We start from the raw sequence: 22161 nt of genomic DNA, 5'->3' as shown, positions 1-22161 counted from the left end.
CGCGCCGTAACCCCGTCCGCTTCTCCCGTTCCGGGGCGATACTCCACTATGAAGGGGGCGGGGCGGCGGGTCCGGGTAGGAACGACGGAACCCCGCCACGCGACGCGACCAGGAGGGCGAAGAGATGACCGGCACCAGGGGATCCCGTGGCGCGACCCGCCTCGCGGTCCGTTACTTCGACGACCGCGTGCTGTTCAGCGACAGCGAGGCCTGGGCCTACTTCCGCCTGCCCACGGTCTCCTACGAGTTCACCACGCCCGAGGAGCGCCAGGCGCTGGCCACCAACGTCACCATCGCCCTCGCCGCCATCCGCATGAACGACGCCGAGGTCCACCTGCGCGTCGCCCACCGCACCTACCCGGCCGCGGAGTGGGCCACCCGGCTCGACGCCACCTCCGACTCCGGCTCCGGCTGGTACGACTACCTCGACGAGACCTACCGGCACGTGTGGGCCAAGGACTTCTGGACCAAGGAGGTCTACCTCGGCGTCCGCCTCGGCCAGCGCAACGCCGGCGCCGGGCTCGGCCTGTTCTCCCAGCTCTTCGGCGCCTACCAGCGCACCGAGCAGGTCCTGGGCATCAACGACGACGCCGTGGACGACCGCGAGATCGCCCGCTGGACCGACCAGGCCGAGCGGCTCGGCCGCGCCCTGGCCGCCAGCTCGCTGCACGCCCGCCACGCCACCTCCGACGAGATCGCCTGGCTCATCCGGCACGCCGTCAGCGGCACCGCCGAGGAGATCCGCCCCTCGGCCGCCGGACGGCGCACCTGGGGCCGCGGCGAGATCGAGGCGCTCGTCGACGGCGTCGTGCACAACGGCCGCTCCGCGCTGCGCCTCGAACAGCCCGCGGGGTCCACCCACGTCGCGTTCCTGTCCTTCGCCCGCTTCCCGGACCTGATGCCCTTCCCGGACGGCGAACCCTGGATGCACCACGCCGACGCGCTCCCGTTCCCGGTGGAGATGTCCCTGCGGATGAAGCTCATCCCGCCCGCCAAGGCCTCCAAGGACGTCGGCCGCAAGCTCGCCCACGCCCGCGACATGGACGCCCACATCCGCGAGGCCGGGGTGGAGGCGCCCATCGCGCTCGCCGAGCAGATCGACGCCGCCCGCATGCTGGAGCACGGCATCACCAAGGAGCGCCTGCCCTTCGTCTACGGCTGGCACCGCCTCATGGTGTCCGCGCCCACCGAGCGCCTCCTCGGCCAGCACGTCGAGGCGGTCATCGAGCACTACCGCGACATCGGCATCGACGTCATCAACTCCACCGGCGACCAGTTCTCGCTGTTCAACGAGTCGCTGCCCGGCGACCGCATCCGCCTCAACGCCTACGCCCAGCGCCAGCCGCTGCGCACCATCGCCGGCGGCATGCCCACCGCCACCGTCGACGTCGGCGACCGCGTCGACCACTCCGGCGGCGGCTGGGTGGGCCCCTACGTCGGCGAGACCATCGGCCGCGCCCGCTCCATCGTCCACTTCGACCCCATGGTCGCCGCGGCCCGCAACCGCCCCACCGCCATCGCCATCACCGGCGAGCCCGGCGGCGGCAAGACCACCCTCGCCCTCCTGCTCATCTACCAGCTCGCCCTGCGCGGGGTCACCGTCGCCGCCATCGATCCCAAGGGCGACGCCGAGTCCCTCGTCGAACTCCTGCGCAGACGCGGCCGCAAGGCCCGCATGATGTCCCTGGGCTCGGCCCAGCCGGGCCTGCTCGACCCCTTCGCCTTCGGCGACGACCTGTCCGCCAAGAAGACCATGGCCACCGAGACCCTGCGCCTGCTCCTGCCCCGCATGAGCGAGGAGCGCGAGTCCGCCATGATCCAGGCCGTGGCCGCCGTCGCCAACCAGCCCCAGCCCTCCCTGGCCAAGGTCGTGGACCACCTGGTCTCCTCGCCCGGCGCGGCCTCGCGCAACCTGGGCGCCGTCCTCCAGTCCATGTCGGAGATGCGGCTGGCCAGCCTGTGCTTCGACCCCCAGGGCGAGGCCCAGATCGACACCGAGGGCTGGACCACCGTGTTCACCCTGGGCGGGCTCACCCTGCCCGACTCCGGCGTGGGCCGCGACGACTACTCCTACGAGCAGCGCCTGTCCGTCGCCCTGCTCTACCTGGTCTCCCAGTTCGCCCGCCGCCTCATGAACGGCCTGGACCGGCACCTGCCCAAGGCGATCTTCCTGGACGAGGCCTGGGCGGTCACCTCCACGCCCGAGGGCGCCAAGCTCGTCCCCGAGGTCTCGCGCATGGGCCGCTCCCGCAACACCGCGCTCATCCTCGTCTCGCAGAACGCGGGCGACCTCCTCAACGAACAGGTCACCAACTGCCTGTCCTCGGTGTTCGCCTTCCGCTCCAGCGAGCGCTTCGAGGTGGAGAGCGTCATGTCCCTGCTGGGAGTGGAGACCAACGAGGACCACCTCGCCGTGCTGCGCAACCTCGGCAACGGCGAGTGCCTGTTCCGGGACCTGGACGGCAGGGTCGGGCGGATCGGCGTCGACCTGGTCTCGGAGAACCTGCTGCGCTGGCTGGACACCAACCCCACCCGCCAGCGCCCCGGCGAGGAGGAGGCGGGGCAGAACCTGGTGCCCGCGGGCGGACGTGACGAGCAGCTCTAAGCGGTCGTCCGAAACCGTTGCGGGTGTGACGTAGGAGCCCTCTCCTCCCGGTGATCTTGCTGCTGGAGGCACTGTGGAACGCCGACAGCGCCTCTGGGAGCAGGATCACTGCGGATGGGGCGGGCCGACGGGCCTTTCCGGACAAGGGGTGTGCGGCGCCTGGTTCGGGGCGCTCCCGGGTGGGAATCTCCTACCCTGTCGGGTTCCGCCCCGGGTGCCCGACCTCCCCAGCCCCCGCGTTCCGACCCCCACCGCTCACGAGGGACCGCCCATGCGTGAGGACGCCATCCGGCCGCGACCCGTCATCGACCCCGCCCTGCCCGACCGCCAGCGCGAGGAGGCCTTCCGAGGGGCGGAGCCCCCGGGACCCCCGCCAAGACGCGGCGGCGGGTCCACCGAGGCCCGCCCGCCGGGGCTGTTCGACAGCGGTGTCCACCTGCTCGGCGTCGGGTTCACCACGACCATGGCCCTGATCACCGCGGGCTGGTACCTGAGCATGGTGATCGCCAGCGTCAGCCTCGTCGCCTACGTCGCCGCCCTGGCCTTCCGGCGGGACGCCCACCCCGCCGTGCGGGCCGCGGGTGCCGCGGCGGGAGCGGGCGCGCTGGCCGCCGCCCCGGCCTGGCTGATGGACGTGGCGCCCCAGGACCCCTCGCCGGGCATCCCGTGGGTGGTGTTCGGGGTGCTCGTCGCCGTGGTCACCGCCGACACCCTCACCTCGCGGGTGCGCCGGACCGACCGGGAGCGGCACCGGGAGCGCGTGGTGCTGCCCGACGACGTCAGCGAGGGCGACCACGCCCTGCTGGTGGAGGTGCAGCGCACGATCGACCTGGTGCGCGGGGCCCGGGCCGAACTCGGCGGGGAGTCCCTGGACACCGACCGGGCGCTGGCCGTCCTGCACGAGCAGGAGTGGCGCATCGCCTCGCTCCTGGCCCGGCAGCGCGGGCTGCGCCGCTCCCACCAGCGCCGCTGGCAGCGGGCGGTCTCGCCCCGGGTCAGAGAGGCGCTCAAGCCCCAGCGCGAGCACCTGCACGCCGTGGAGACCGCCGTGCGCGCCCGGGTCGCCCAGATCACCGAGTACGGGCGCCTCGTCGAGCAGGCCGTCGCGGCCCACCGTGAGTGGGAGCAGTGCCAGGAGGCGGTGGACTCCACCGCCGAGTACGCCGAACACCTGGCGTCGGCGGGCTTCCTCGGCACCCGGGCCGCGGACGTCACCGAACTCGCCGCCACCGCGGCCCTGGCCCGGCAGGTCCGCGACGAGCGCGTCAGCCGCCTGGCCGGGCACGACCTGGTCGCCCACGGGTGAGACCCCGCGGCCGCGTGGAGTGCTGGCCGCGGTCACCGCCGACGCCCCGCGGGGCGTCGGCGGGCGGGGCCGTCCCGGCGACCCGGTCCGGCAGCCCCCGCGGTCACCGCGCCGGGCGCGCGCCGGAGGCTGCTGACACCACGGCACCTGTTGTGACCAGTGTCGCGGTAGTTGTCCGGATGCGGACAGTGGCGGCTTCGGCAATCGTCCCCAAACGCCTCCCGCTTCTGACACATTGGGCGAATGAGTGAAGTCAGGGAGAGCGTCCACCCCCTCGTCTCCGCCAGGGAGACGGTGGCGGTGGGGGTCGCCTCGGGCAGGGACGGGTTCGTCGAACTCCTCCGGGACGCCCGCCGGAGCCTGCTCGACACGCTGGAGGACGGCGACCCCGGCGGGCGGGGGGTCCGCGAGGCCTCCGCCCGGCTCCACGACCACGTGGACCGGGCCCTGGCCGAGCACGTCCAGCGCCAGCGCCGCTGGCCCGCCCGCACCGACGGCGAGCGCCTCACACGTGCCTTCCGCGCGCTGGACGAGTCCGGCGTCATCGCCCGCGAGGAGTTCACCTGCTGCGAGCGCTGCGCCAGGACCGCGCTGGAGGGCGAACTCGCCGCCCGCAACTCCCGGCCCGCCGACACCGCGGCGCGCGGGTACGCGTTCTACCACAGCCAGGACGCCGCGCACGCGGTCGCGGGGTCCTCGCTCACCATCGGCTTCGGTGCCAGCCACCCGATCCGCCGCGCCGCCGTCGGCGAGGAGGTCGCCGAGGCCCTGCGCGCCCACGGGCTCACGGTCGAGTGGGACGGCGACCCCGACCGCAAGCTCCACGTCGGCATGGACTGGAGCCGCCGCCGCTTCGGCCGCGGGGCGGCCTTCCCCGGACCCGCCGTGGACGGCGAGCCCATGGTCCACGTGTCCTTCAACAACCCGGGGCCCTACGAGGTCCCCGAGTGGATCTCCCACTACCAGGGCCGCGTGAGCGTCCGCGAGCTGTCCCGGATGGTCCTGCCCTGGCTGCCGCGCTTCTTCGTCGCCACGCTGAGCAGCGACCGGGGCCACACCATCGCCCTCGAACGCGACTTCGACCTCCTGCGCGTCCGGCACGGACCGGCGCTGTCCCGCGAACGCGTCGAGGAACCCCTCAGCCGCTGGGTGGTGGGCGCCGTCTGGCCGCGCGAGGAGGCCCGCTCCGCCCACACGGGGCTGCTGGAGGTCCACTACGCGGACGCCGCCGAGGAGGGCCTCGGCTTCATGGACTACGCCGAACCCCTGGAGACGGCCGCCGCGCGCCTGGTCGTCCACCGGCTCACCCCCAGCAAGGGCACGTTCGCGGTGTTCACCGCCCCGGGCGGCGCGGTCGTGCAGATGGTGTGGGAGAGCGGGCCCCGGCTGTGGATGGAGAGCCCCTCACCCTCCGAGGCCGTGTCGCGGGGCCGCCACGTCACCCTCTCCGAGGCGGAGGAGACGGTGCGCGTCCTGGCCGAGGAGGGGCGCGTCGCCCTGGCGGACCTGGGGGAGCTGAGGGTCACCCGCTGGTGAGCGGTTCGGGACCAGGTACGCCCTCAGGCGCCGTTCCCCGGGTTCCGCGCCCGTGCGAACCCCAGCGCGGCCAGGCCGAAGACGAGTCCGCCGACCAGGAACCAGGGGTTCCACAGCAGCAGCGTCCACAGCCGTTGTTCCGGGCTGACGGTGATCTCCCGGCCCGCGGGGTCGGCCAGCAGCATCACCTCGACGGCGACGGCGCGTAGCAGCAGCACGGCACAGACGCACCAGCCGAGGACCCTGACCACCCGTCCCGCCGGGCCGGGAGGCCGCGGCCTGGAGAGGAGCCAGCCCAGCGCACCGCCGACGAGGCACAACAGCCCCACGCCCCACAGGCCCACCGCCACGAACCACCCGGGGCGTTCCCCGGCCACAGGGCCCGCCGAGACGCCGAGGCCCCAACTGCCGCCCAGCGCCCAGTAGAGGTGGAGCACGGCGAAGGCGACCGCCCAGGCGCACGCGACACGCCCCCACAGCCCCGACGCCGCCCCGTCCCGCCTGTCCCGCGGATCTTCGTGCATAGCGAGCAGCATGCCACTGCCCCGGCGCCCACGGCGCCGTGGGAACCAGCGCACCCGGCCCCGGGGTCCTACGGGGAGGCGTCCGGGGTGACGTCAGCGGAAGGCCGTCCCGAACCCGAAGTAGGCCCGCGCCCCCGCCGGGACCAGCAGCAGGCCCGCGACCGCCAGGTTCAGCACCAGCACCAGCACGTAGACCAGCAGCTGTTCGGGGGCGTAGACCACCACCGTGAACATGTTGAGCACCAGGACCACCGCCGCCACCATCTGTAGGAGCACGACGCCCCCGTAGACCAGGCGGGACCGGGTCATCAGGGCGGGCGCCGCGACCGTCGACAGCAGACCCCAGACGTAGAGCTGGGCCATGGAGGCCCCGTTCACCTCCAGGGACCCGCTGGTGGACTCCACGGTGAACAGCACCGCGAGGACCAGCAGGTAGAGCCCGTTGAGCACCAGCATCACGGCCGCGGTGACCACGGTCCCGGGCATGCGCGTCCGGGGGCGCTCCCACGGCGTCTGGCCGCCGGTGGCCGGGCCGCCGCCGTGCCCGGGGAACATCCCCGGGTGTCCGGGGCCGCCGACCGGCTGGCCGGGCAGCGGGCCCCGCCCCGTCGACACGCTCCCGGGAAGGGAGAACTGGCCGGTCGCCCCGGGGACCGGGGCCATCTGCGGCGCGGACCGGTGGCCAGCGGCGTGCGGCGCCTGCGGGTAGGCCCCGGGACGCGCGCCCGGGCCGTTCGCCGCCGGGCCGCCGGGAAGGTTCGGACCGGTCTGCCCGCCCGGGAAACCGGGGCCGTGGGGACCGGAGGGGAAAGCGGGGTTGGGGGGTCCGCTCGCGAAGCCGGGGCCGTTGGGGCCACGCTGGGGGCCGCCGGGGTTGTGGGAGCCGCCGGGGTTGCGGGGCACGCCCGGGAACGCCGGTGCGTTCGGTCCGCCCTGAGGTCCACCGGGACTGTGCGGGCCGCTCGCGAACCCGGGGTTGTGCGGGCCGCTCGGGCCCGCGTGCCACGGCGGGTGGGGGCCCGGGCCGGGGGTTCCCTGCCCCGGAGTTCCCTGACCGGGCGCTCCGGCACCCGCGACGGGGAACGGCGGGCGGTAGCCCCCCGAGGGGCCGGTGGGAACGGCGCCGCCGCCCGGCGCGCTCTGCGCCCCGGTGCCGTCGCCGCTGCCACTGTCGCCGCCGTCCTGTGCCTGCTTCTCCCGCTCCAGGAGGGCCAGCGCCTCGTCGGGGCTGGGCCGCGCCGACACGTCCCGGGCCAGCAGCGCCGCGATCAGCGCCCGCAGCGGTGCGCTCGCGGGGCTGTGCTCGCTCTCGTCCAGCGACAGCCGCGGCGGCATCGGCGCGGTCAGCACCGCGCTGATGATCCCCGTGATGCTCTCCCGCTTGAAGGGCGAGCGCCCCTCCAGGAGCGCGTACAGGGTGACGCCCAGGCTCCACAGGTCCGACGCGGGCAGCGCGCGCTTGCCCTCGAACCGCTCCGGAGCCATGTACTCGGGCGACCCGATGTACACGCCGGTCTGGGTGAGGGCGGCGCCGCCGTCGACGTTCGCGATCCCGAAGTCGGTCAGCACGGTCCGGTCGTCGTCGGTGAGCATGACGTTGGCGGGCTTGACGTCGCGGTGGGTGACCCCGCCCGCGTGCACCGCCTTCAGGCCGCCGAGCAGCGACCTGGCGGCCTCCTCGACCCGCTCCACCGGCATCGGACCGTGGTGGTCCAGTTGGTACTGGAGGGACGTGCCGCTGAGCAGCTCCATCACGATCCACGGGCTGTCCTCGTGTTCGAGGACGTCGTGGACCGTCACCACCGCCGTGTTGCTGATCCGCGCGGTGGCCTGGGCCTCGCGCAGCGTGCGGGCGTGCGCCTCGGCGCGGGCCTCGGGGTCCATGCCCTGGGGGAGGAGGACCTCCTTGATGGCCACGTCGCGCTGGAGGGAGGGGTCCCAGGCGCGCCACACGGTGCCCATCCCACCAGCGCCGAGCCTCTCCCGCAGCTCGTAGCGGCCGACGGAGGAGTGACCGGAGGAGGACATAGGCGCGCATCCCTTCAGGGGGTCGGGAGAGGGGTGACGATGCGCAGGACAATCTATCCGAGAAAAGCCCTACAGCAGCACTTTGTGACACTCGTCCATGTTTCCTGAACCATTCTCCCTCGATTGCGGACAGTTCCCCACACCCCGGCGGGAGGGTGGCCGGTAGCGGTCACCTGCGCGGCACGGTGCGTGGTACGGGACCCGTTGTTCCGCGTGCCCGTGGAATGTCATTCCGTGACCGCGAAAATGATCTCCTCCGCCTCTCCCGGCTCCGCCTCCCGGATGTGTTCCGACAGCCGCACCATGTCGATATCGGGGAACTCCATGGTCGGAGCACCCTGTGAGTCGTTGGGCAGGTCCGTCATGAGCGTGGCCCTGACCCCGTCGGTGAACTCCGTGCGCGCCTCCATGAACTCGACCTCCTCCCCGTCCGCGTCGACGGCGATGACGGTGTCCCCGTGCTCCTCGCACGCCCAGGGCCCGTCCTCCAGGTCACACAGCTCGTACAGGGGCGTCCACCCCGAATCGTGCTCCCCCTCCAGAGGGTGGCTGCGCAACGTGAGACCGAACCCGTCGAGTTCGGGGGAGGGGTTGACCGGCACGTAGGTGATGTCGGCGCTCTCCTCCTGCACATCGTTGTCGACGACCTGCATGCCCGACGGTTCCCAGTCAGGGGAGTCCAGCACGGCGATGGCGATGGGGAAGTCCGCGACCTCGCTCAGGAGTTCAGTCCGGTCCCGCCGTTGGTTCTCCACGACGGCCATCCACGACATGCCGTGGAGCAGCAGCGCCGCCGCGACGACCAGGGCGAGCGCGAACACGAACCTGTGCCGGTGCCGGAGCGCCGCCAGCGTGAGGGTACCGAGCAGGGAGAGCCCCAGGCACGTCAGTGGCAGGGGCGGGAAGCCATCCAGGTGCAGGAGTACCACCAGCGGCATCTGGAAGAGTGCCAGGGCCAACGCCGTGCTCAGGATCGTCGGGAACTCCCAGGGGCGGGGAACGCCCCGCCGCCGCAGGATCCACAGGAACAGACAGTGCCCGCCGCCAACCAACGCGAGGGCCGCCATGGCGAACAGGACCGTGTAACTCCAGTCGGAGTACAGCAGGCCGAGGAGGGCGAACATCCCTCCGACCCACAGGGCCGCGCCCACCAGGAGCGGGTACAGGGTGGTGGCCACGACCACCGTCCACACGGCGCCCTTGCTGAGGGCGGCTTCGGGCTCTGGGCCGTGCGCCGGGTCGGATGCGGACGCGGAACCGGGCGGCGGATCGGGGGCGGTGCTCACGGGGCCTCACAGAAGCGGGGGAAGGGAGTCACGTGATGTGACGCCTCCGGAGACTCCCGGGTTCGGTGTGGACCCAGGGCCCGTCCCGGCGCGGGCCCGCCGGGGCCGGGAAGGAGCGGGGCGGAAGAGGAGGAAGCCGAGAGAGCGCGCTTCATCCGGTCCGCTCGACGATCTCCACGAGTTCCCCGTCCTCCGCCACGCGCACGTGTGCGGCCAGCCCGTGGAGTTCGTCCAGGCCGATGTCGGGGAGCGTGTGGCCGTGGAGCGACCCGGGAATCTGCTCCTCCCGCTGTTCCAGCACGGCCACGCGTCCGGGTAGCACCTCCAGCCTCGCCTCATCCGGTTCGCGCACCCCCGGATCGCCCTCGCGCAGCACGATGCCCTCCGAGGGCTCGGCGCACTCGACCGCGTAGCCCTCGCACCGGGCCCACAGCGGCCGGTCCTGGTCGTGCGGCGGCACGTAGTCGCCCCAGGTGGTCAACACCACGCCTTCGCCGTCGGCGTTCTCGTAGACGACGATCATGCGCTCGTCCCCGTGGTGGGTGTTGACCGACACGGGAGTCCAGCCGGGAGCGTCGAGGACGGCGACCTCATACGGATAGTCGGCGACGGCCGCCCGGACCCTCCGCGTCTCCTGGCGGTCGTCGACGGCCTCCAGACCCAGGGAGAACAGAGACTGCAACAACAGGAAAGCGCACACCGCCACGCAGGCCCACCCGAACGCGCGGCGGCGGTTCACGGCCAGCACCGCGGCGACGGCGCCGCCCAGCGCGGCCGCGGCGACCGGCACGCTCATGAACGTACTGACGTCGTGGACGAGGACCATGAACGCCGTCTGGGCGAACATGAGCACGACCGAGCCCGTCAGGAGGGTGGAGGCGACCCCCGGGCGGTGAACGTCGGCGCGGCGCAGAACGCTCAGCAGAACCCGGTGGGCGACCGCCAGCAGGACGCACAGGGCGCACCCGGCCGCTACGGCGGTTCCGGTTGCTCCGCCGACGAGGCTCCATAGCAGCACGGTGCCGACCAGGAGCAGGACCACCGCGATGACCAGCGAGTACAGGACGGCGCTCACGACGAGTGCGACGGTCCTCCCGGCGGGCGCGTCCTGAGGGGCGGCCGGTGGGGTGGCCGGTGGGGCGGTGGACGGGGCAGGGGGTGGGGCAGGGACCCGTGGGAAGCCGGAGCGCGGGGGACCGGAGTGCGGGGATCCGGGATCGGCCGGGCCCGGCGGATCAGGCGGGGAAGTGGACAAGGCTGGACCTTCGGGACGGGGGGTGGGGGAGCGGACGGCCGCTTCCTGTGATGCCCGGGTCCTGCGTCTGGTTGGGCGGGGCGCCGCTCGGAGGACGCCCGGAGGTGCTCAGGGATGCCATTCGGTGGCGAGGGGGTGTCCGGGCGGCAAGGGACTGTTGAGCCGGAAGGGAACAGGGCGATGCCGTTGTGGACCTAGGTCAGGTTTCGGTCCTGCGGCAATGCGGACTCGGGGTTCCACCGAAGGCAGTTCTGGCATCGGATGTCAGTCCGTTTGATGGCGCGGTGTCCGCTTTTGGTGGTGAAACTGAGTGTGACGCCCCTCATAGTGCTGAGGCGGCTAGGAAATTGTGGCCTTGTGGTTTCTGGGTGTTTCGGAAGGCCGTTCACGCCCACTACCTGCGCAAACATTGACAGAGGTCGCCTTTGTCCCCCAGGGGCTGGCCACACCGGGGGAGAGAAGGGGAAAACCCGACGCGTTGCGCCCGTTCCCCAACCCGGTGATGGCGCACCATAGAGGATGGGGTAGAGACATGCGGGGGCCTTGTGGTCGCGCACGGCCGCGTGCGGTGTGCACGCGTGTACGGGCGCGTCGACGGGGCCCCGGTGTCTGCGAACATCGCCTTCGGCCGAACCACGACGCAGGAGCCAGCAGATGACGCATCAGCACGTCCGACGGCGGGGATGGCGACGCCTCCTGATGACGTTCCTCATGCTGACCGGTCTCGTCGTGCTACCCCTCACCGGGGCCCAGGCGAACCCGCTGTGCCCGGGCGAGCCCGCGCCGCTGCCGGAGTCGGCGGGAAGCGGCTCCGACGGCCTGCTCGTGCCCCCGCAGTCGCAGTCCTCCATCGAGGGCTCCACGGACGGCCTGCCGCCCGACGCCAGCATGTACGGCCAGTACGGCACCGCCGGGCAGCAGTGGCACATGATCACCGAGTCCTGTGTCGACGGGATCAGCAACGGCGCGCAGGCGACCCTGGCCAACACGGCCTGGGACCTGTCCAAGACCATCAACCAGTCGACGATCACGGTGTACCAGGCCGCGACCTCCGACGGCCTCCTCGCCAGCTTCAACGAACTCGTCGAGAACGTGGTCGTCACGCTGAGGGAGGGCATCTGGCGTCCGCTGATCCCCACCGTCGTCATCCTCGGCGCCCTGTGGCTGGGCTGGTACGGGCTCATCCGGAAGAGGATGACGCTCACGATCGAGTCCAGCATCTGGATGATCGCGGCGACGGCCCTGGGCCTGTGGATCCTCGTCAACCCGGCCCAGATCATGGGCATGGCCAGCGGCCTGGTGAACTCCGGCAGTCAGTTGGTGACGAGCACGATCGGACAAGTGCCCTACGGAGGGGGATCGGGGACCTGTCCCTCAGGGGCAGAGCCACCGGAGCGTGCGGACTGGGAATCCGAAGCTGATTTTCAGGTCAGGCGTAACGCGGACATGCTGTGGTCCAGTCTCGTGTGCCAGCCCTGGGTCTCCGGGCAGTTCGGAAACGGGGATATCGCCGAATCAGCTGCACACGTCCACGGAACTGACCTCATCGCCGCTCAGGCGATCAGCCGTATTGAGCAGCAGGAAATCGTTGACGAGGAGATCAACGCCAACGAACTCGTCACGGAGAAACAGGAGTCCTACGAGGCGATCGCCGCTGACGTGCAGGAGTTCTACCCCAGCATCTATCCCCTCTTCTCGGGCGATGATCAGGGAAGTCGCCTCGGAGTGGCGACGCTCGCGCTTTTCGCTTCGGTTTTTGCCGGTGGCCTGATCCTCGCTGGGTCAGTGGCACTCATCGTGCTGAAGATCGCCTTCCTCCTGCTCTTCCTCCTGGCGCCCATATTCCTGCTCATCGGCATCCACCCGGGCTACGGGCGAATGGTTCTGCTGCGCTGGGTCGAGCTGATGATCGGCTTCCTGCTCAAGCAGATCTTCGTCGTACTCCTGATCTCGCTCCTGGTCATGTGCTATGGCATGGTCATGTCCACCAGCCTCGGCTGGGGGCTCCAGATGATCCTGCTGGCTCTCTTCACCGTCGCGCTGTTCGTTTACCGCAAGCCCTTCGCGTACCTGTTCTCCTCGGTCAACGCGAACACCTTCACCTCGCGCATCGTCAGCGACGCCGCGCAGAGTCAGGCGCTCAGCCGGAGCGCGGTGGTCCTGCCGCCGGTCGCCAACCTCAAGGCGCAGGCCTGGGGGCTGCGCCGGGGACCGCAGATCGCCGGAGCGGCCGCTGGAGTTCCCGCAGGCGGGGGAGGAGTTCCCAACGGCGGTGTGGACACCGGAGTCGGCGACGAGGTCCCGGTCGACGGTGGTCCGGTCCGCGTGGACGGAGCGCGGGCACGTGGCACCGCCGGATACGGCAGGGTCCGCGACAACGCGGCCCCGCCCCTCAACGTCACCAGGAGCGCTCCGACCGGTGGCGGTGTCGGTGGTGGCGGCCCCCGGCCCGCCGGACCCGCACGCAGCGGTGACCAGGCGCCGAGCCTTTCCGGTAGTAGTGCGGCCTCCGGTTCCATCCCGCCCCGCCCCAGCGGCGGCTACACCGGTACCGGTGACAGCGGCTGGGCCTCCGTGTTCGGTACCGGCTCGGGAGGCCGTGGCGGCTCCGAACGCCGGGACGGCGGCGGAGGTGGCGGCTCGGTGTTCGGCGGGAGTGCCCCCGCGGCCGGGAGCGGCCGCGCCGCGAGTTCCGAGCGGCCCGATCCCAGCACCGGCCAGGGCATCTTCGGCGGTCGCGCGGACACCCCGGCCCGGGGCAACCCCAACGCCCGCGCCTCGCGCTGGGGCTCGCCGAGGGAGCGGCGCGAACGTCCCGCTCCCCAGCGTCCCGCCCGTCCCGCGCCCTCCGGTGAGAGCCGGGGCCGGGGCGACGGTGACGGCGGCTGGCTGACCGGTTCCGGCAAGCGTAGGGACAACGCGCCCATCACCCCCTTCTGGGGGGAGAGCGGTTCTTCCACGACGAGGGACCGCAAGCGGGACGTCCCCTTCTGGTTGAACGACGACTGACGAACAAAGGCCCGAAGCGATGCCCAACCCTCTCCCCGAACGCGCCCAGCGGGCTGTCTTCCTCGGACTGATCGTCGTGCTGGTCGTGTTCGGGCTCTACCTCAGCTTCGGCGGTTTCGGGGGCGCCGAGGAGGAGGACGATCCCTCCGTGGCCTCCCCGGACCCCGGAACCGCCCAGGAGGAACCCCCGGGCGGCCCCGGCGGCCCGGACGGGTTGTCCACCGTCGAGCCGAGCCCGATCCCGACCACCGCAGCCGAGGACGTGGATGTCCTGGACTGGTTCCCCTTCACGGAGGCGGAACTCCAGGCGGCCGGGGCGGCGGCCCGCACCTTCGCCGAGGCCTACGGAACCATCGACTACACCCAGTCCCCCGAGTCCTACTACGCCTCGATGGAGGAGCTGGCCACCCCCGAGTTCGCCGGGGTGCTGGCCGAGACGAGCAGGGTCGGCGCCTTCTGGAGCGAGATGTCCGAGGCCGAGGCGGTCGCCGAGGGACGGGCCCAGGTCGACTCCATACGGACCTTCGGCGCCGACTCGGTCACCTTCGTCGTGACGGCGCAGTCCATCACCGAGACGGGGAGCGCCGAGTTCGACGAGAACCTCGGCGAGTTCGCCGTCACCGTCGTACGCGGCGGCGGCTCCTGGAGGGTCTTCGACTTCCAGCCCGCCGACGCCGGACAGTTCGGAGGGGAGGAGTGACCCCATGATCTCCCTTTTCACCCGCAGGTCCTCTGACAGGGGAGCGGCGGGCCTGTGGTTCGGCGCCGCCGTCGCCGTCACGGTCGCCCTGATGAGCATGTTCGCCATGTTGGTGATCCCCGTGATCACCAACACCACCCAGCAGATCGGCTCCATGATGGCGAACGGCCTGGTCTGCGGACCGGACACGGACGCCGAGCAGCCGGACGCGAGCGGCTACGCGATGAACTCCATCCCGGAGAACTACCTGGAGATCTACAGGGAGGTCGGGGAGGATCGCGGGATCCCGTGGAACATCCTGGCGGGTGTGGGTCAGGTGGAGTCCCACCACGGGCGCTGGGAGGGCCCGGGGATCACCGAGGGGCACAACGACTGGGGCGCGGCCGGACCGATGCAGTTCGGCTCCCTGGACGGCTCAGCGGCGGGCAACAGCTGGGGCGGCGAGCCCGTGCAGCCCGTGGACGAGCGCCCGGAGCAGGGATACGGCGTCGACGGAAACGATGACGGGATCGTCAGTGTCTACGATCCGGCCGACGCGATCCCGGCCGCCGCCGACTACCTCATCGCCCACGGCCTGAAGGAGGACGTCCGGCAGGCCATCTACGGCTACAACCACGCCTGGTGGTACGTGGACGATGTGCTGGAGTGGGCGCGGCAGTACGCGGAGGGGCAGTACGACACGTCGGGTTCCATCGAGACCGCGGTCGCCTGCCAGCTCGACGCGCAGGGCGCCCCGATCGGGAGCGCTCCGGACGAGCTGACCCAGGCCGTGGTCGACTGGGCCCTGGCCCAGCGCGGGAAGCCCTACATCTGGGGTGGGGTCGGCCCCACCGGATTCGACTGCTCCGGTCTGATGCAGAAGGCCTACGAGAGCATCGGCGTCACCATTCCGCGGATCTCCCAGGACCAATGGGGTTTCGGCCCCGAGGTTTCTCAGGGGGAGGAGCAGCCCGGCGACCTGGTGTTCTTCCATGTGAGTCGGGAGGGGGAGCCTCCCGGCCCAGGACACGTGGGAATGGTGATCGGTGACGGGCTGATGGTCGAGGCCTGGTGCACCAACTGTGGACCGATCGCGGTGCGCGAGTACGATGACCCCAATCGTGCGGACATCATGGGTTTCACGCGTCCGCTGGAGCACCCGAACGTGCAGGCCCAGTTGGAGGCGCAGGACAGTCGTGGTTGACCAGAAGGCACCGCCCAAGAAACAGGGGCTGCACGGGTGGAAGGCCGCCGCGGCGGTTTTCGGGTGCGGGACCCTGGCGGCCTTCGGGGTCTTTGGTGTTGTCGTCGCTTTACTCGGGACGTTCATTTCTACCCTGACATCAGGGTTCGGTCAGGAGGAACAAACCCCTGATGGCGCCGGTTCCGTTGCTGCTCAGCCGACTGCGCCACGAGAGGAGTTCCTGGCAGACAGGTTCGATCTCTGCGAGATCGTTGATTCGATCTCGGCAATCCAACTCAGCCTGACCTCGGGATCCGAGGAACCGAAGGACGAGTCCATAGACGGTGGCCCTTCAGCAGAGGATGACCTGGTTCGATCGGGTTCGTGCGGTGGAATTGTCCGACCTGATGCGACGTATGCGGTCCCCTGGGAATTCGAATTCACCTACCGTGCCGTCATCTACTCTCCTGAAGACAATCGGGATGAATTGGCTCAGGCGGATCTGGAAGCCTGGGCCGACGAAATCGAGTCCTCCGGACGCGCCGTCGAGGAGAGCGGGCCCTACTCCATGGTTGATGAAGCCCACTACTTCTACGGCGTCCCGGAGAGTGGAGTGGGGAACTTCTACACCGTGGTCGCTAGAAAAAGGAGCGGGGTCTTCATGGTGCACATGACTGCGGAGGACGGTGCTTCGGCAGCGGAGTTTTCGCACGAGGTGATGAAAATGGAGACCCGTTTGGACAACGACCTCGGCACTATGATCCCGGAGTGAGGCGGCAGGACGGAGCCCGTCGGTTTTCCTGCGGCCACGGCACCTGGACGGCCGTGGGCATCCACGGCTCTGGGCCGGTCAGGCGACTCCGGCCATGAAGTGGTGGCGGCACAGGGTCGCGTACGACTCGTTGCCGCCGATGTGCACCTGCTCGCCCTCGTAGATCATGACCCCGTCCACCACGCGCGCGTTGTGGGTGGCGCGACCGCCGCACCAGCAGCGCGCGGAGACCGGCAGGACCTCGATCTTGTCGGCGAGTTCCACCAGGCGCTTCGAGCCGGGGAACAACTGCCCCTGGAAGTCGGTGAGGATCCCGTAGCAGTACACGTCGATCCGCATCCCGTCCACCACGCCCGCGAGCTGCCCCACCTGCTTGTCGGACAGGAACTGGGCCTCGTCGCAGATGACGTAGGGGGCCTTGCGGTCGGCGATGTCGTCGTACAGGTCCAGGTCGTCGCCCACCTCCACGGCGGGGGACTCCAGGCCCAGGCGGGACGAGATGATGCCCGCTCCGGCACGGTCCTGCTTCGTGTAGAGCACCCCTTCACCACCGCGTGAGTGGTGCTCCTGGAGGGCCATCGTGCTCTTGCCCGAGTTCATCGAACCTGTGAAGTACTTCAGCTCCGCCATGTCTCTTCCTGTGTCGCGGGCGCTGGCGCTGTCGACGGCTCGGGCTCGTCATCGTGTCGGGCTTCCTGCCGTGGCCAGCAGCGAACATACCAGTGACGGGACCGGCCTCCCGAACCACTGCCCGTGGTCCCGACATCCCTTGGGAAGGGTTTCATCGGGCGGGGCGGAGTGCTCCCGACGGGTACGGGGTTTCCGGGCCAAGTGTCCCCGGCCGTTGTTCTGACCGAAAGTCGGGATGTGGGATACGGCACTCGTCATTTCCTCTTCCGAGACCTCCTCAGCGGCCCACGGAACCAGTGAGGGTGTGTCTTCCGTGAAGCGTGGGCACGGGATGAGGCTGTGGCGGCTGATGTGAACGTGAAGCTGTACGCGCCCGATCAAAGGCAGGTGCGCCGCACAGGAGTTGAGTCCGCTTCGATATATTTGGTGCTCCATGTCCGAATCGCTCGGCAGTGGAATTGGCAAGGAGGAAACTGCATTGCGGCGTGCTCAGGTCACCAGGCTTGTGGAGAGTCGGTGGTTCTCCAACATCATGCTCGCGGTGATTCTGGTCAATGCCGTGATTTTGGGCTGGATGACTTATGGGGGTTCCGCCCTTCCGTATTTGGTGGTCGTTGAGTACGCCGTCGTCAGCCTGTTCGTTGTCGAGATGGCTCTCAAGATCTACGCCTGGCGGGGACGGTTCTTCCGGAGCGCCTGGAACTGGTTCGACTTCCTGGTGGTGGCGATCTCCGTGATCCCGGCCACCGGCCCGTTCGCGGTGCTCCGCATCCTGCGGGTGCTGCGGATCCTGCGGGTGATCACCGCCGTCCCGCAGATGCGGCAGATCATCACCGCGCTGTTCAAGGCCATGCCGGGAGTGGGGACCGTGATCGGCCTGCTCCTGGTGGTCATCTACACCTCGGCGATCATCGCCCACCAGCTGTTCGGTGAGGCCGTGCCGGACTTCTTCGGCAATCTGGGCACGTCGCTGTACACGATGTTCCTGCTGATGACGACGGAGGGCTGGCCGGACGTCTCGGACGCGGTGCTGGCGGAGCATCCGACGGCCTGGATCTTCTTCGTGGTCTACATCGTGCTGACGGCGTTCATCATGCTGAACCTGGTCATCGCGGTGATCGTCACGTCCTTGGAACAGGAGATCAGCGAGGTCCGCTGGGCCGAGGACCAGGAGTTGGAGGAGGTCCAGCACGAGGCGGTCATGAACCGGTTGGTGGAACTCGGGCAGCAGGTCGAGCGCCTGGACCGCATGCTGCGCGAGCGGGACGCGGGCCCCGGCGCTGACGGCCTTCCGGGGAACGTTCAGGCAGACCAGGCAACTCAGACAGCGCAGGCCGTCCAGACGGTTCAGCCCGGGGAGCCGGCCGAGTCCGTCAGGCGCAGGAACGGGGACGCGGCGCAGCCGCAGCCACCCTCCTCCGTGTAGTTGAAACACCCGGAGGCCCAGGGGCGGGCTTCCGGGTGTCTGTGTGCCTGTGTGGCGCCTTGCGGATCAGGGGCGGCGGGGAGGACGGGAAGGTGTGGGGTACCTACAGCTTCCGGCCGCGAGCGGCGTTGAGGAAGGTCGTCCACTCGGGGGCGGGGAAGGGGAGGTGCCCGGCGTCCGGGTGCTTGGAGTCGCGGATGGCGGCGCCACAGGGGAGGTCACCGACCTCGACGCAGTTGACGTCCCGTCCGCTGTAGCTGCTCTTGCGGAAGTCTGTGGGGACGTGTGCGATCTCGACACAGTTGACGTCATGGGCACTGTAGCTGCTCTTGTAGAAGTCCAGCTTTGAGGTTCTCATGAGGCCCTTTCCAGGGTCTTGATGTGTTCACTGATGTACTCGGCAGACTCTGCGGAGCTGACAGCCGACCCCTGAACGTCGCCGAAGGTTGCGGTGTACAGGTCGATCTCGTCCTGTCCTTCCAGATACAGAGCATCAGTCAGGGTAGGAACACAGATGATGGTCGGATCCAGCGGGTTTGGGAAGTCCAGGATGACGAACGGCCCAGCGAGTCCGGCATGCGACCCCTTGCTGAAGGGGAGTACCTGGATATCGATATGCGGCATATGTGCCATGTGCAGCAGGTACTTGAGCTCCTGAAGCATCACTTCCGGGCTGCCGATGCGGCGGTGGAAGGCGGCTTCATCGATAACGGCTCGGTAGTTGACCGGGTTAAAGCGTGTCAGAATCTCACGTCGTGCCATGCGGGCTTCTACGCGACGCTGTATCTCTTCAGCGCTTGTGCAACGCCCTCCCTGAAGCAGGGCAGCGGTGTAGTCCGGAGTCTGGAGTAGCCCCGGGATGACCTGAGCCTCGTATGTCCGTATGGTGGATGCTTCGGTTTCGAAGTCCGGTAGTGACTCGTTCTTGAAGACATCCTTGTACTGGTTCCACCAGCCTCGGACCTTTGCGTCGCGGGCGAGCTGATGGAGGGCTTCGCGTTTCGCGGCATCATTGATTTTGTATAGATTAAGCAGTTTGTCCAAATCGTCAGGCTTGATGGTTTGGATCTCGCCGTTCTCGATCATGCTGAGCTTTCCGGGGGACCAACGCAGCTCTCTTGAAGCATTCTTGCTGGTCAGCTGCATTGCTTGACGTGCGCGTCGAAGTTCAGCGGACAGGCGACGCCGACGAATGGAAGGACTTCGAGGGTGCTGCTGTAGGGCCATGAAGGTTACTCCCGAGAAACTTTCCCAAGATCCAGAGAAGCGCTTGACGAGACTGAAATTCAGCCTCAGTATTGAATCGTAGCCGATGGGAGCAGGCTGGCTGTAGGTTCCGCGACTAGGCTACGTCGTGCCCCACCATGGAGTCTCGGGAACAGCGAACTCATCTCTTCTGGGCACGTTCACCCCCTTTGTCTGGATGTTCCTAATTCGACATGCCAAGGAGTGTGTTCGTCATGCCCGCGAAAGTCCCGATGCCCATGCCCGCACTGGGAGAGGCCACGGTCCCACTGACAAGCTTCATCCGGCCCGCGCACCGCCACTACTTCTCCAGCCAGCCCGAGCGGCCGAACTACCGGCTGCGCCGCTACGACTTCGCGGGGACTCCGGCCGTGATGCCGCTGGTGCGGGCGTTCCTGGACACCTGCGCCGCCGCGAAGTCCACCGACTACCGCTACCTCTTCACCCTGCTGGGCAGCGAACTCGCGAACAACTCGATCCGCCACAGCCTCTCCGGTCAGCCCGGCGGCACCTACACCCTGCTGGTTCACCGCCACCGCACCGGGCTGCACCTGGCCTGCCGTGACCGGGGCGGCCTGAAGAAGAGGGACGCCTGCCTGAAGCCCCGGGCGAACGGGCTGAACCTGAGTGGCGAATCCGGTCGGGGCCTCGCGATGGTCAACGCTTTCGCCTCCGAGTGGGGCGACAACGGCAACGCCGAGTTCCGCACCGTGTGGTTCTACCTGGCCTACGACTTCGCCGGAAGCCAGTGGGAATCCAGCGACTGAGCCCGATCGACTGACCTGAGAGACAAGACGGGCCCAGGAAAGCGCACCACCGCTTGCCCTGGGCCCTGAACCCCCGAAACCCAACTCAGACATAAGCAAGGAAAGAGGATCTGATGAATAACCCTATCCCCTCGCCCCGCCGTTCCGAAGACGTTCGCCCCATCTCCCGGCCACTCCCGCGCCGCACTCCGCTCGTCGGCCCGGCCTGCCTGACCTGCGACCACCCCTCCTGCCGGACTCGCCGCGCCCAGCAGCTTCCGCGTCTGGGCGGTCACCGCGCCGAGTTCGCCCGCGAGCACGCCCAAGCCGCCGCCGTCCAGGCCCGCCACCGCGACCTGACCATCTGGTGGGGCGAGGCCACCCAGTCCTTCTGGATCGCCGGTCCGTCCGGGCTGACCGAGGCCGCCGACATCGACGCCCTCCTCCTCATCCTGCGTCCGCACGGCACCCCGCGCATCACCCCGCAGACCGTTCCGGACACCGACCCGCCCGCCGCCCGGCCCTGGGTGCGACCGGCCATGGGTCCCGCTCCGGCCTCCGCCCCCGGGCCTATAACCACCCTCGCCCCCCGCGTCCATCACCGCCCCAGCGCCCACTCCTGCATCCGCTCCCGCACCCGCTTCCGTCAGGATCCGCAGGGACCCCCGCACCGGCCGCCGCGCCTTCAGCCGTCCCCGGGCCTCCACGCCCCGGAAGGCTCCCGAATCACCGTCTGTCATCCGGAGCTGCTAGGCATGGGGAACATTTCGCCCCCTGAAGCCTGAGAAGAGATTCCCCATGTCCAGCCTCACCGAGTTCGCGGGTCTGCCCGTGGTCGAGTTCCCCGCCAGCGGCACGGAGGAGGAGCGGCTCGAACGTATCCGGGAGCGGGGCGGCAACCCGCACGACCCCGCCTCCACGGCCTGGCGGCTGCGGACCAGCGAGGACCTCCGGAGAACCCCAGAGGACAAAGGCCCCGACTACCTTGCCCGGTTCCTGTCCGAGGTGGACGGCGAGCGGCTGACGGCACTGGTCATCGGCGAATGGTCCTACGCCAGCGACGGAGGCCTGTACCAGGCCGCGGACCTGCTGGTCGAGCACGCCGACGCGCTGCCGAACCTGCGCTCGCTCTTCTTCGGTGACATCACCTTCGACGAGTGTGAGCTTTCCTGGATCTCCCAGCCCGACCTGGCGCCGCTCGTGGCCGCCTTCCCCCGGTTGGAGGAGCTGACCGTGAAGGGCGCCGACGGTATGGAGGGTCGGCTCGGGCTGCACGTGCCCTCGCACGAGGCGCTGCGTTCCCTCACCCTCCAGAGCGGTGGCCTGCCCGGCCGGGTCGTGCGCGAGGTGGCGTCCTCGGGTCTGCCCGCGCTGGAGCACCTGGAGCTGTGGCTGGGGATGGAGGACTACGGCGGCAGCACCTCCCCACAGGACCTGGCGCCGGTGCTCTCGGGTGAGGCGTTCCCCCGGTTGAAGTACCTGGGGGTGCGCAACGCGGAGAAGTGGGCCGAGTGGGTCCCGGTGCTGGCCGAGGCGCCCGTCGTCAGGCGCCTGGAGGTGCTCGACCTGTCCCTGGGCATCCTCACGGACCAGGGCGCCCAGGAGCTCGTCGACCGGGCCGAGGCCTTCTCCGGTCTGCGCAAGCTCGACCTGCACTACCACTTCATGAGCGAGGAGACGGTGGAGCGGGTGCGGGCCGCGTTCGCCGGTTCCGGGGTCGAACTCGACCTGGACGACGGGATGGACGACGAGGACAGGGAGGAGTACGACGAGGACGAGGAGCCCTATTACTACACCGCGGCCTCCGAGTAGCCGGGCCGCTCACGGCCGGGGCCTGGCTGACCAGCGGTGGCCCCGGCCGGATGCGGTTTCCGGCGCCCCGACCGTTCTCCGCCCGCCCCCGTCTGTCATCCGGAGCTGCTAGGCATGGT

General features: G+C 69.8%; 18 protein-coding genes. 11 read left to right on the top strand and 7 right to left on the bottom strand.

Annotated features, from left to right (window positions below; all coding sequences use genetic code 11):
• Positions 1-124 precede the first annotated feature (124 nt).
• The 3 genes from ACSIH6_RS35975 (at position 125) to ACSIH6_RS35965 (ending at position 5447) form a co-directional block, all read left to right on the top strand.
• Positions 125-2605, top strand: a complete 2481-nt coding sequence (locus ACSIH6_RS35975) for an ATP-binding protein (protein ID WP_435112786.1) — start codon at positions 125-127, stop codon at positions 2603-2605.
• A 271-nt stretch (positions 2606-2876) separates the two neighbouring features.
• Positions 2877-3911 carry a hypothetical protein gene (locus ACSIH6_RS35970; RefSeq protein WP_435112785.1) on the top strand — a complete coding sequence of 345 codons (1035 nt, stop codon included), beginning with the start codon at positions 2877-2879 and terminating at the stop codon, positions 3909-3911.
• Between the two features lie 243 nt (positions 3912-4154).
• Positions 4155-5447 carry a DUF6891 domain-containing protein gene (locus ACSIH6_RS35965; protein ID WP_435112784.1) on the top strand — a complete coding sequence of 431 codons (1293 nt, stop codon included), beginning with the start codon at positions 4155-4157 and terminating at the stop codon, positions 5445-5447.
• Between the two features lie 23 nt (positions 5448-5470).
• Here the strand turns inward: ACSIH6_RS35965 and ACSIH6_RS35960 are convergent, their stop codons facing one another.
• The 4 genes from ACSIH6_RS35960 to ACSIH6_RS35945 all read right to left on the bottom strand — a co-directional run bounded on the left by ACSIH6_RS35960 (position 5471) and on the right by ACSIH6_RS35945 (position 10360).
• Positions 5471-5971 (bottom strand): DUF3995 domain-containing protein, encoded by a 501-nt coding sequence (locus ACSIH6_RS35960; RefSeq protein WP_435112783.1) that lies wholly within the window; start codon positions 5969-5971, stop codon positions 5471-5473.
• A gap of 93 nt (positions 5972-6064) precedes the next feature.
• Positions 6065-7999, bottom strand: coding sequence for a protein kinase domain-containing protein (locus ACSIH6_RS35955; protein WP_435112782.1), 1935 nt, complete (start codon positions 7997-7999; stop codon positions 6065-6067).
• Positions 8000-8226: 227 nt separating this feature from the next.
• Complete coding sequence (locus tag ACSIH6_RS35950; protein ID WP_435112781.1) at positions 8227-9285, bottom strand: hypothetical protein; 1059 nt, start codon at positions 9283-9285, stop codon at positions 8227-8229.
• 151 nt (positions 9286-9436) lie between these two features.
• Complete coding sequence (locus ACSIH6_RS35945) at positions 9437-10360, bottom strand: hypothetical protein (protein ID WP_435112780.1); 924 nt, start codon at positions 10358-10360, stop codon at positions 9437-9439.
• Positions 10361-11194: 834 nt separating this feature from the next.
• Between ACSIH6_RS35945 and ACSIH6_RS35940 the strand changes: the two genes are divergently transcribed.
• Genes ACSIH6_RS35940 through ACSIH6_RS35925 form a run of 4 tightly spaced genes read left to right on the top strand, consistent with a single transcriptional unit; the run spans position 11195 to position 16183 of the window.
• Positions 11195-13549 carry a type IV secretion system protein gene (locus tag ACSIH6_RS35940; RefSeq protein WP_435112779.1) on the top strand — a complete coding sequence of 785 codons (2355 nt, stop codon included), beginning with the start codon at positions 11195-11197 and terminating at the stop codon, positions 13547-13549.
• A gap of 19 nt (positions 13550-13568) precedes the next feature.
• Positions 13569-14249 carry a hypothetical protein gene (locus ACSIH6_RS35935; RefSeq protein ID WP_435112778.1) on the top strand — a complete coding sequence of 227 codons (681 nt, stop codon included), beginning with the start codon at positions 13569-13571 and terminating at the stop codon, positions 14247-14249.
• A gap of 4 nt (positions 14250-14253) precedes the next feature.
• Positions 14254-15432 carry a C40 family peptidase gene (locus ACSIH6_RS35930; RefSeq protein WP_435112777.1) on the top strand — a complete coding sequence of 393 codons (1179 nt, stop codon included), beginning with the start codon at positions 14254-14256 and terminating at the stop codon, positions 15430-15432.
• Entirely contained in the window at positions 15425-16183 is a 759-nt protein-coding gene (locus tag ACSIH6_RS35925; RefSeq protein ID WP_435112776.1) for a hypothetical protein, read from the top strand. Before ACSIH6_RS35930 ends, ACSIH6_RS35925 begins: the two co-directional genes overlap by 8 nt.
• A gap of 78 nt (positions 16184-16261) precedes the next feature.
• On the opposite strand, the gene ACSIH6_RS35920 is transcribed toward ACSIH6_RS35925, so the two are convergent.
• Positions 16262-16813 (bottom strand): thymidine kinase, encoded by a 552-nt coding sequence (locus ACSIH6_RS35920; RefSeq protein WP_061078256.1) that lies wholly within the window; start codon positions 16811-16813, stop codon positions 16262-16264.
• Positions 16814-17291: 478 nt separating this feature from the next.
• Here ACSIH6_RS35920 and ACSIH6_RS35915 point away from each other — a divergent pair, with 478 nt between their 5' ends.
• Positions 17292-18239 carry an ion transporter gene (locus tag ACSIH6_RS35915; protein WP_435112790.1) on the top strand — a complete coding sequence of 316 codons (948 nt, stop codon included), beginning with the start codon at positions 17292-17294 and terminating at the stop codon, positions 18237-18239.
• A 103-nt stretch (positions 18240-18342) separates the two neighbouring features.
• Here ACSIH6_RS35915 and ACSIH6_RS35910 read toward each other — a convergent pair whose 3' ends face one another.
• Positions 18343-18597 (bottom strand): DUF397 domain-containing protein, encoded by a 255-nt coding sequence (locus tag ACSIH6_RS35910; RefSeq protein ID WP_435112775.1) that lies wholly within the window; start codon positions 18595-18597, stop codon positions 18343-18345.
• Complete coding sequence (locus ACSIH6_RS35905; RefSeq protein WP_435112774.1) at positions 18594-19466, bottom strand: helix-turn-helix domain-containing protein; 873 nt, start codon at positions 19464-19466, stop codon at positions 18594-18596. The genes ACSIH6_RS35910 and ACSIH6_RS35905 overlap by 4 nt, the downstream gene beginning before the upstream one ends.
• A 233-nt stretch (positions 19467-19699) precedes the next feature.
• Here ACSIH6_RS35905 and ACSIH6_RS35900 point away from each other — a divergent pair, with 233 nt between their 5' ends.
• The 3 genes from ACSIH6_RS35900 (at position 19700) to ACSIH6_RS35890 (ending at position 22042) form a co-directional block, all read left to right on the top strand.
• The gene (locus tag ACSIH6_RS35900) at positions 19700-20251 is read left to right on the top strand and encodes an ATP-binding protein (protein WP_435112773.1); all 552 of its coding nucleotides are present in this window, start codon (positions 19700-19702) and stop codon (positions 20249-20251) included.
• A 113-nt stretch (positions 20252-20364) separates the two neighbouring features.
• A complete protein-coding gene (locus ACSIH6_RS35895) occupies positions 20365-21015 on the top strand; it encodes a hypothetical protein (RefSeq protein WP_435112772.1) in 651 nt (216 codons plus the stop codon).
• A gap of 13 nt (positions 21016-21028) precedes the next feature.
• Positions 21029-22042, top strand: a complete 1014-nt coding sequence (locus ACSIH6_RS35890; RefSeq protein WP_435112771.1) for an STM4015 family protein — start codon at positions 21029-21031, stop codon at positions 22040-22042.
• Positions 22043-22161: the final 119 nt, after the last annotated feature.

It is taken from the genome of Nocardiopsis synnemataformans, assembly GCF_965343085.1.
GTDB classification, from domain to species: Bacteria; Actinomycetota; Actinomycetes; order Streptosporangiales; family Streptosporangiaceae; genus Nocardiopsis; species Nocardiopsis alborubida.
Note: the sequence above shows the minus strand (reverse complement) of the source record. Positions and strands in the feature narration are given on the sequence as shown.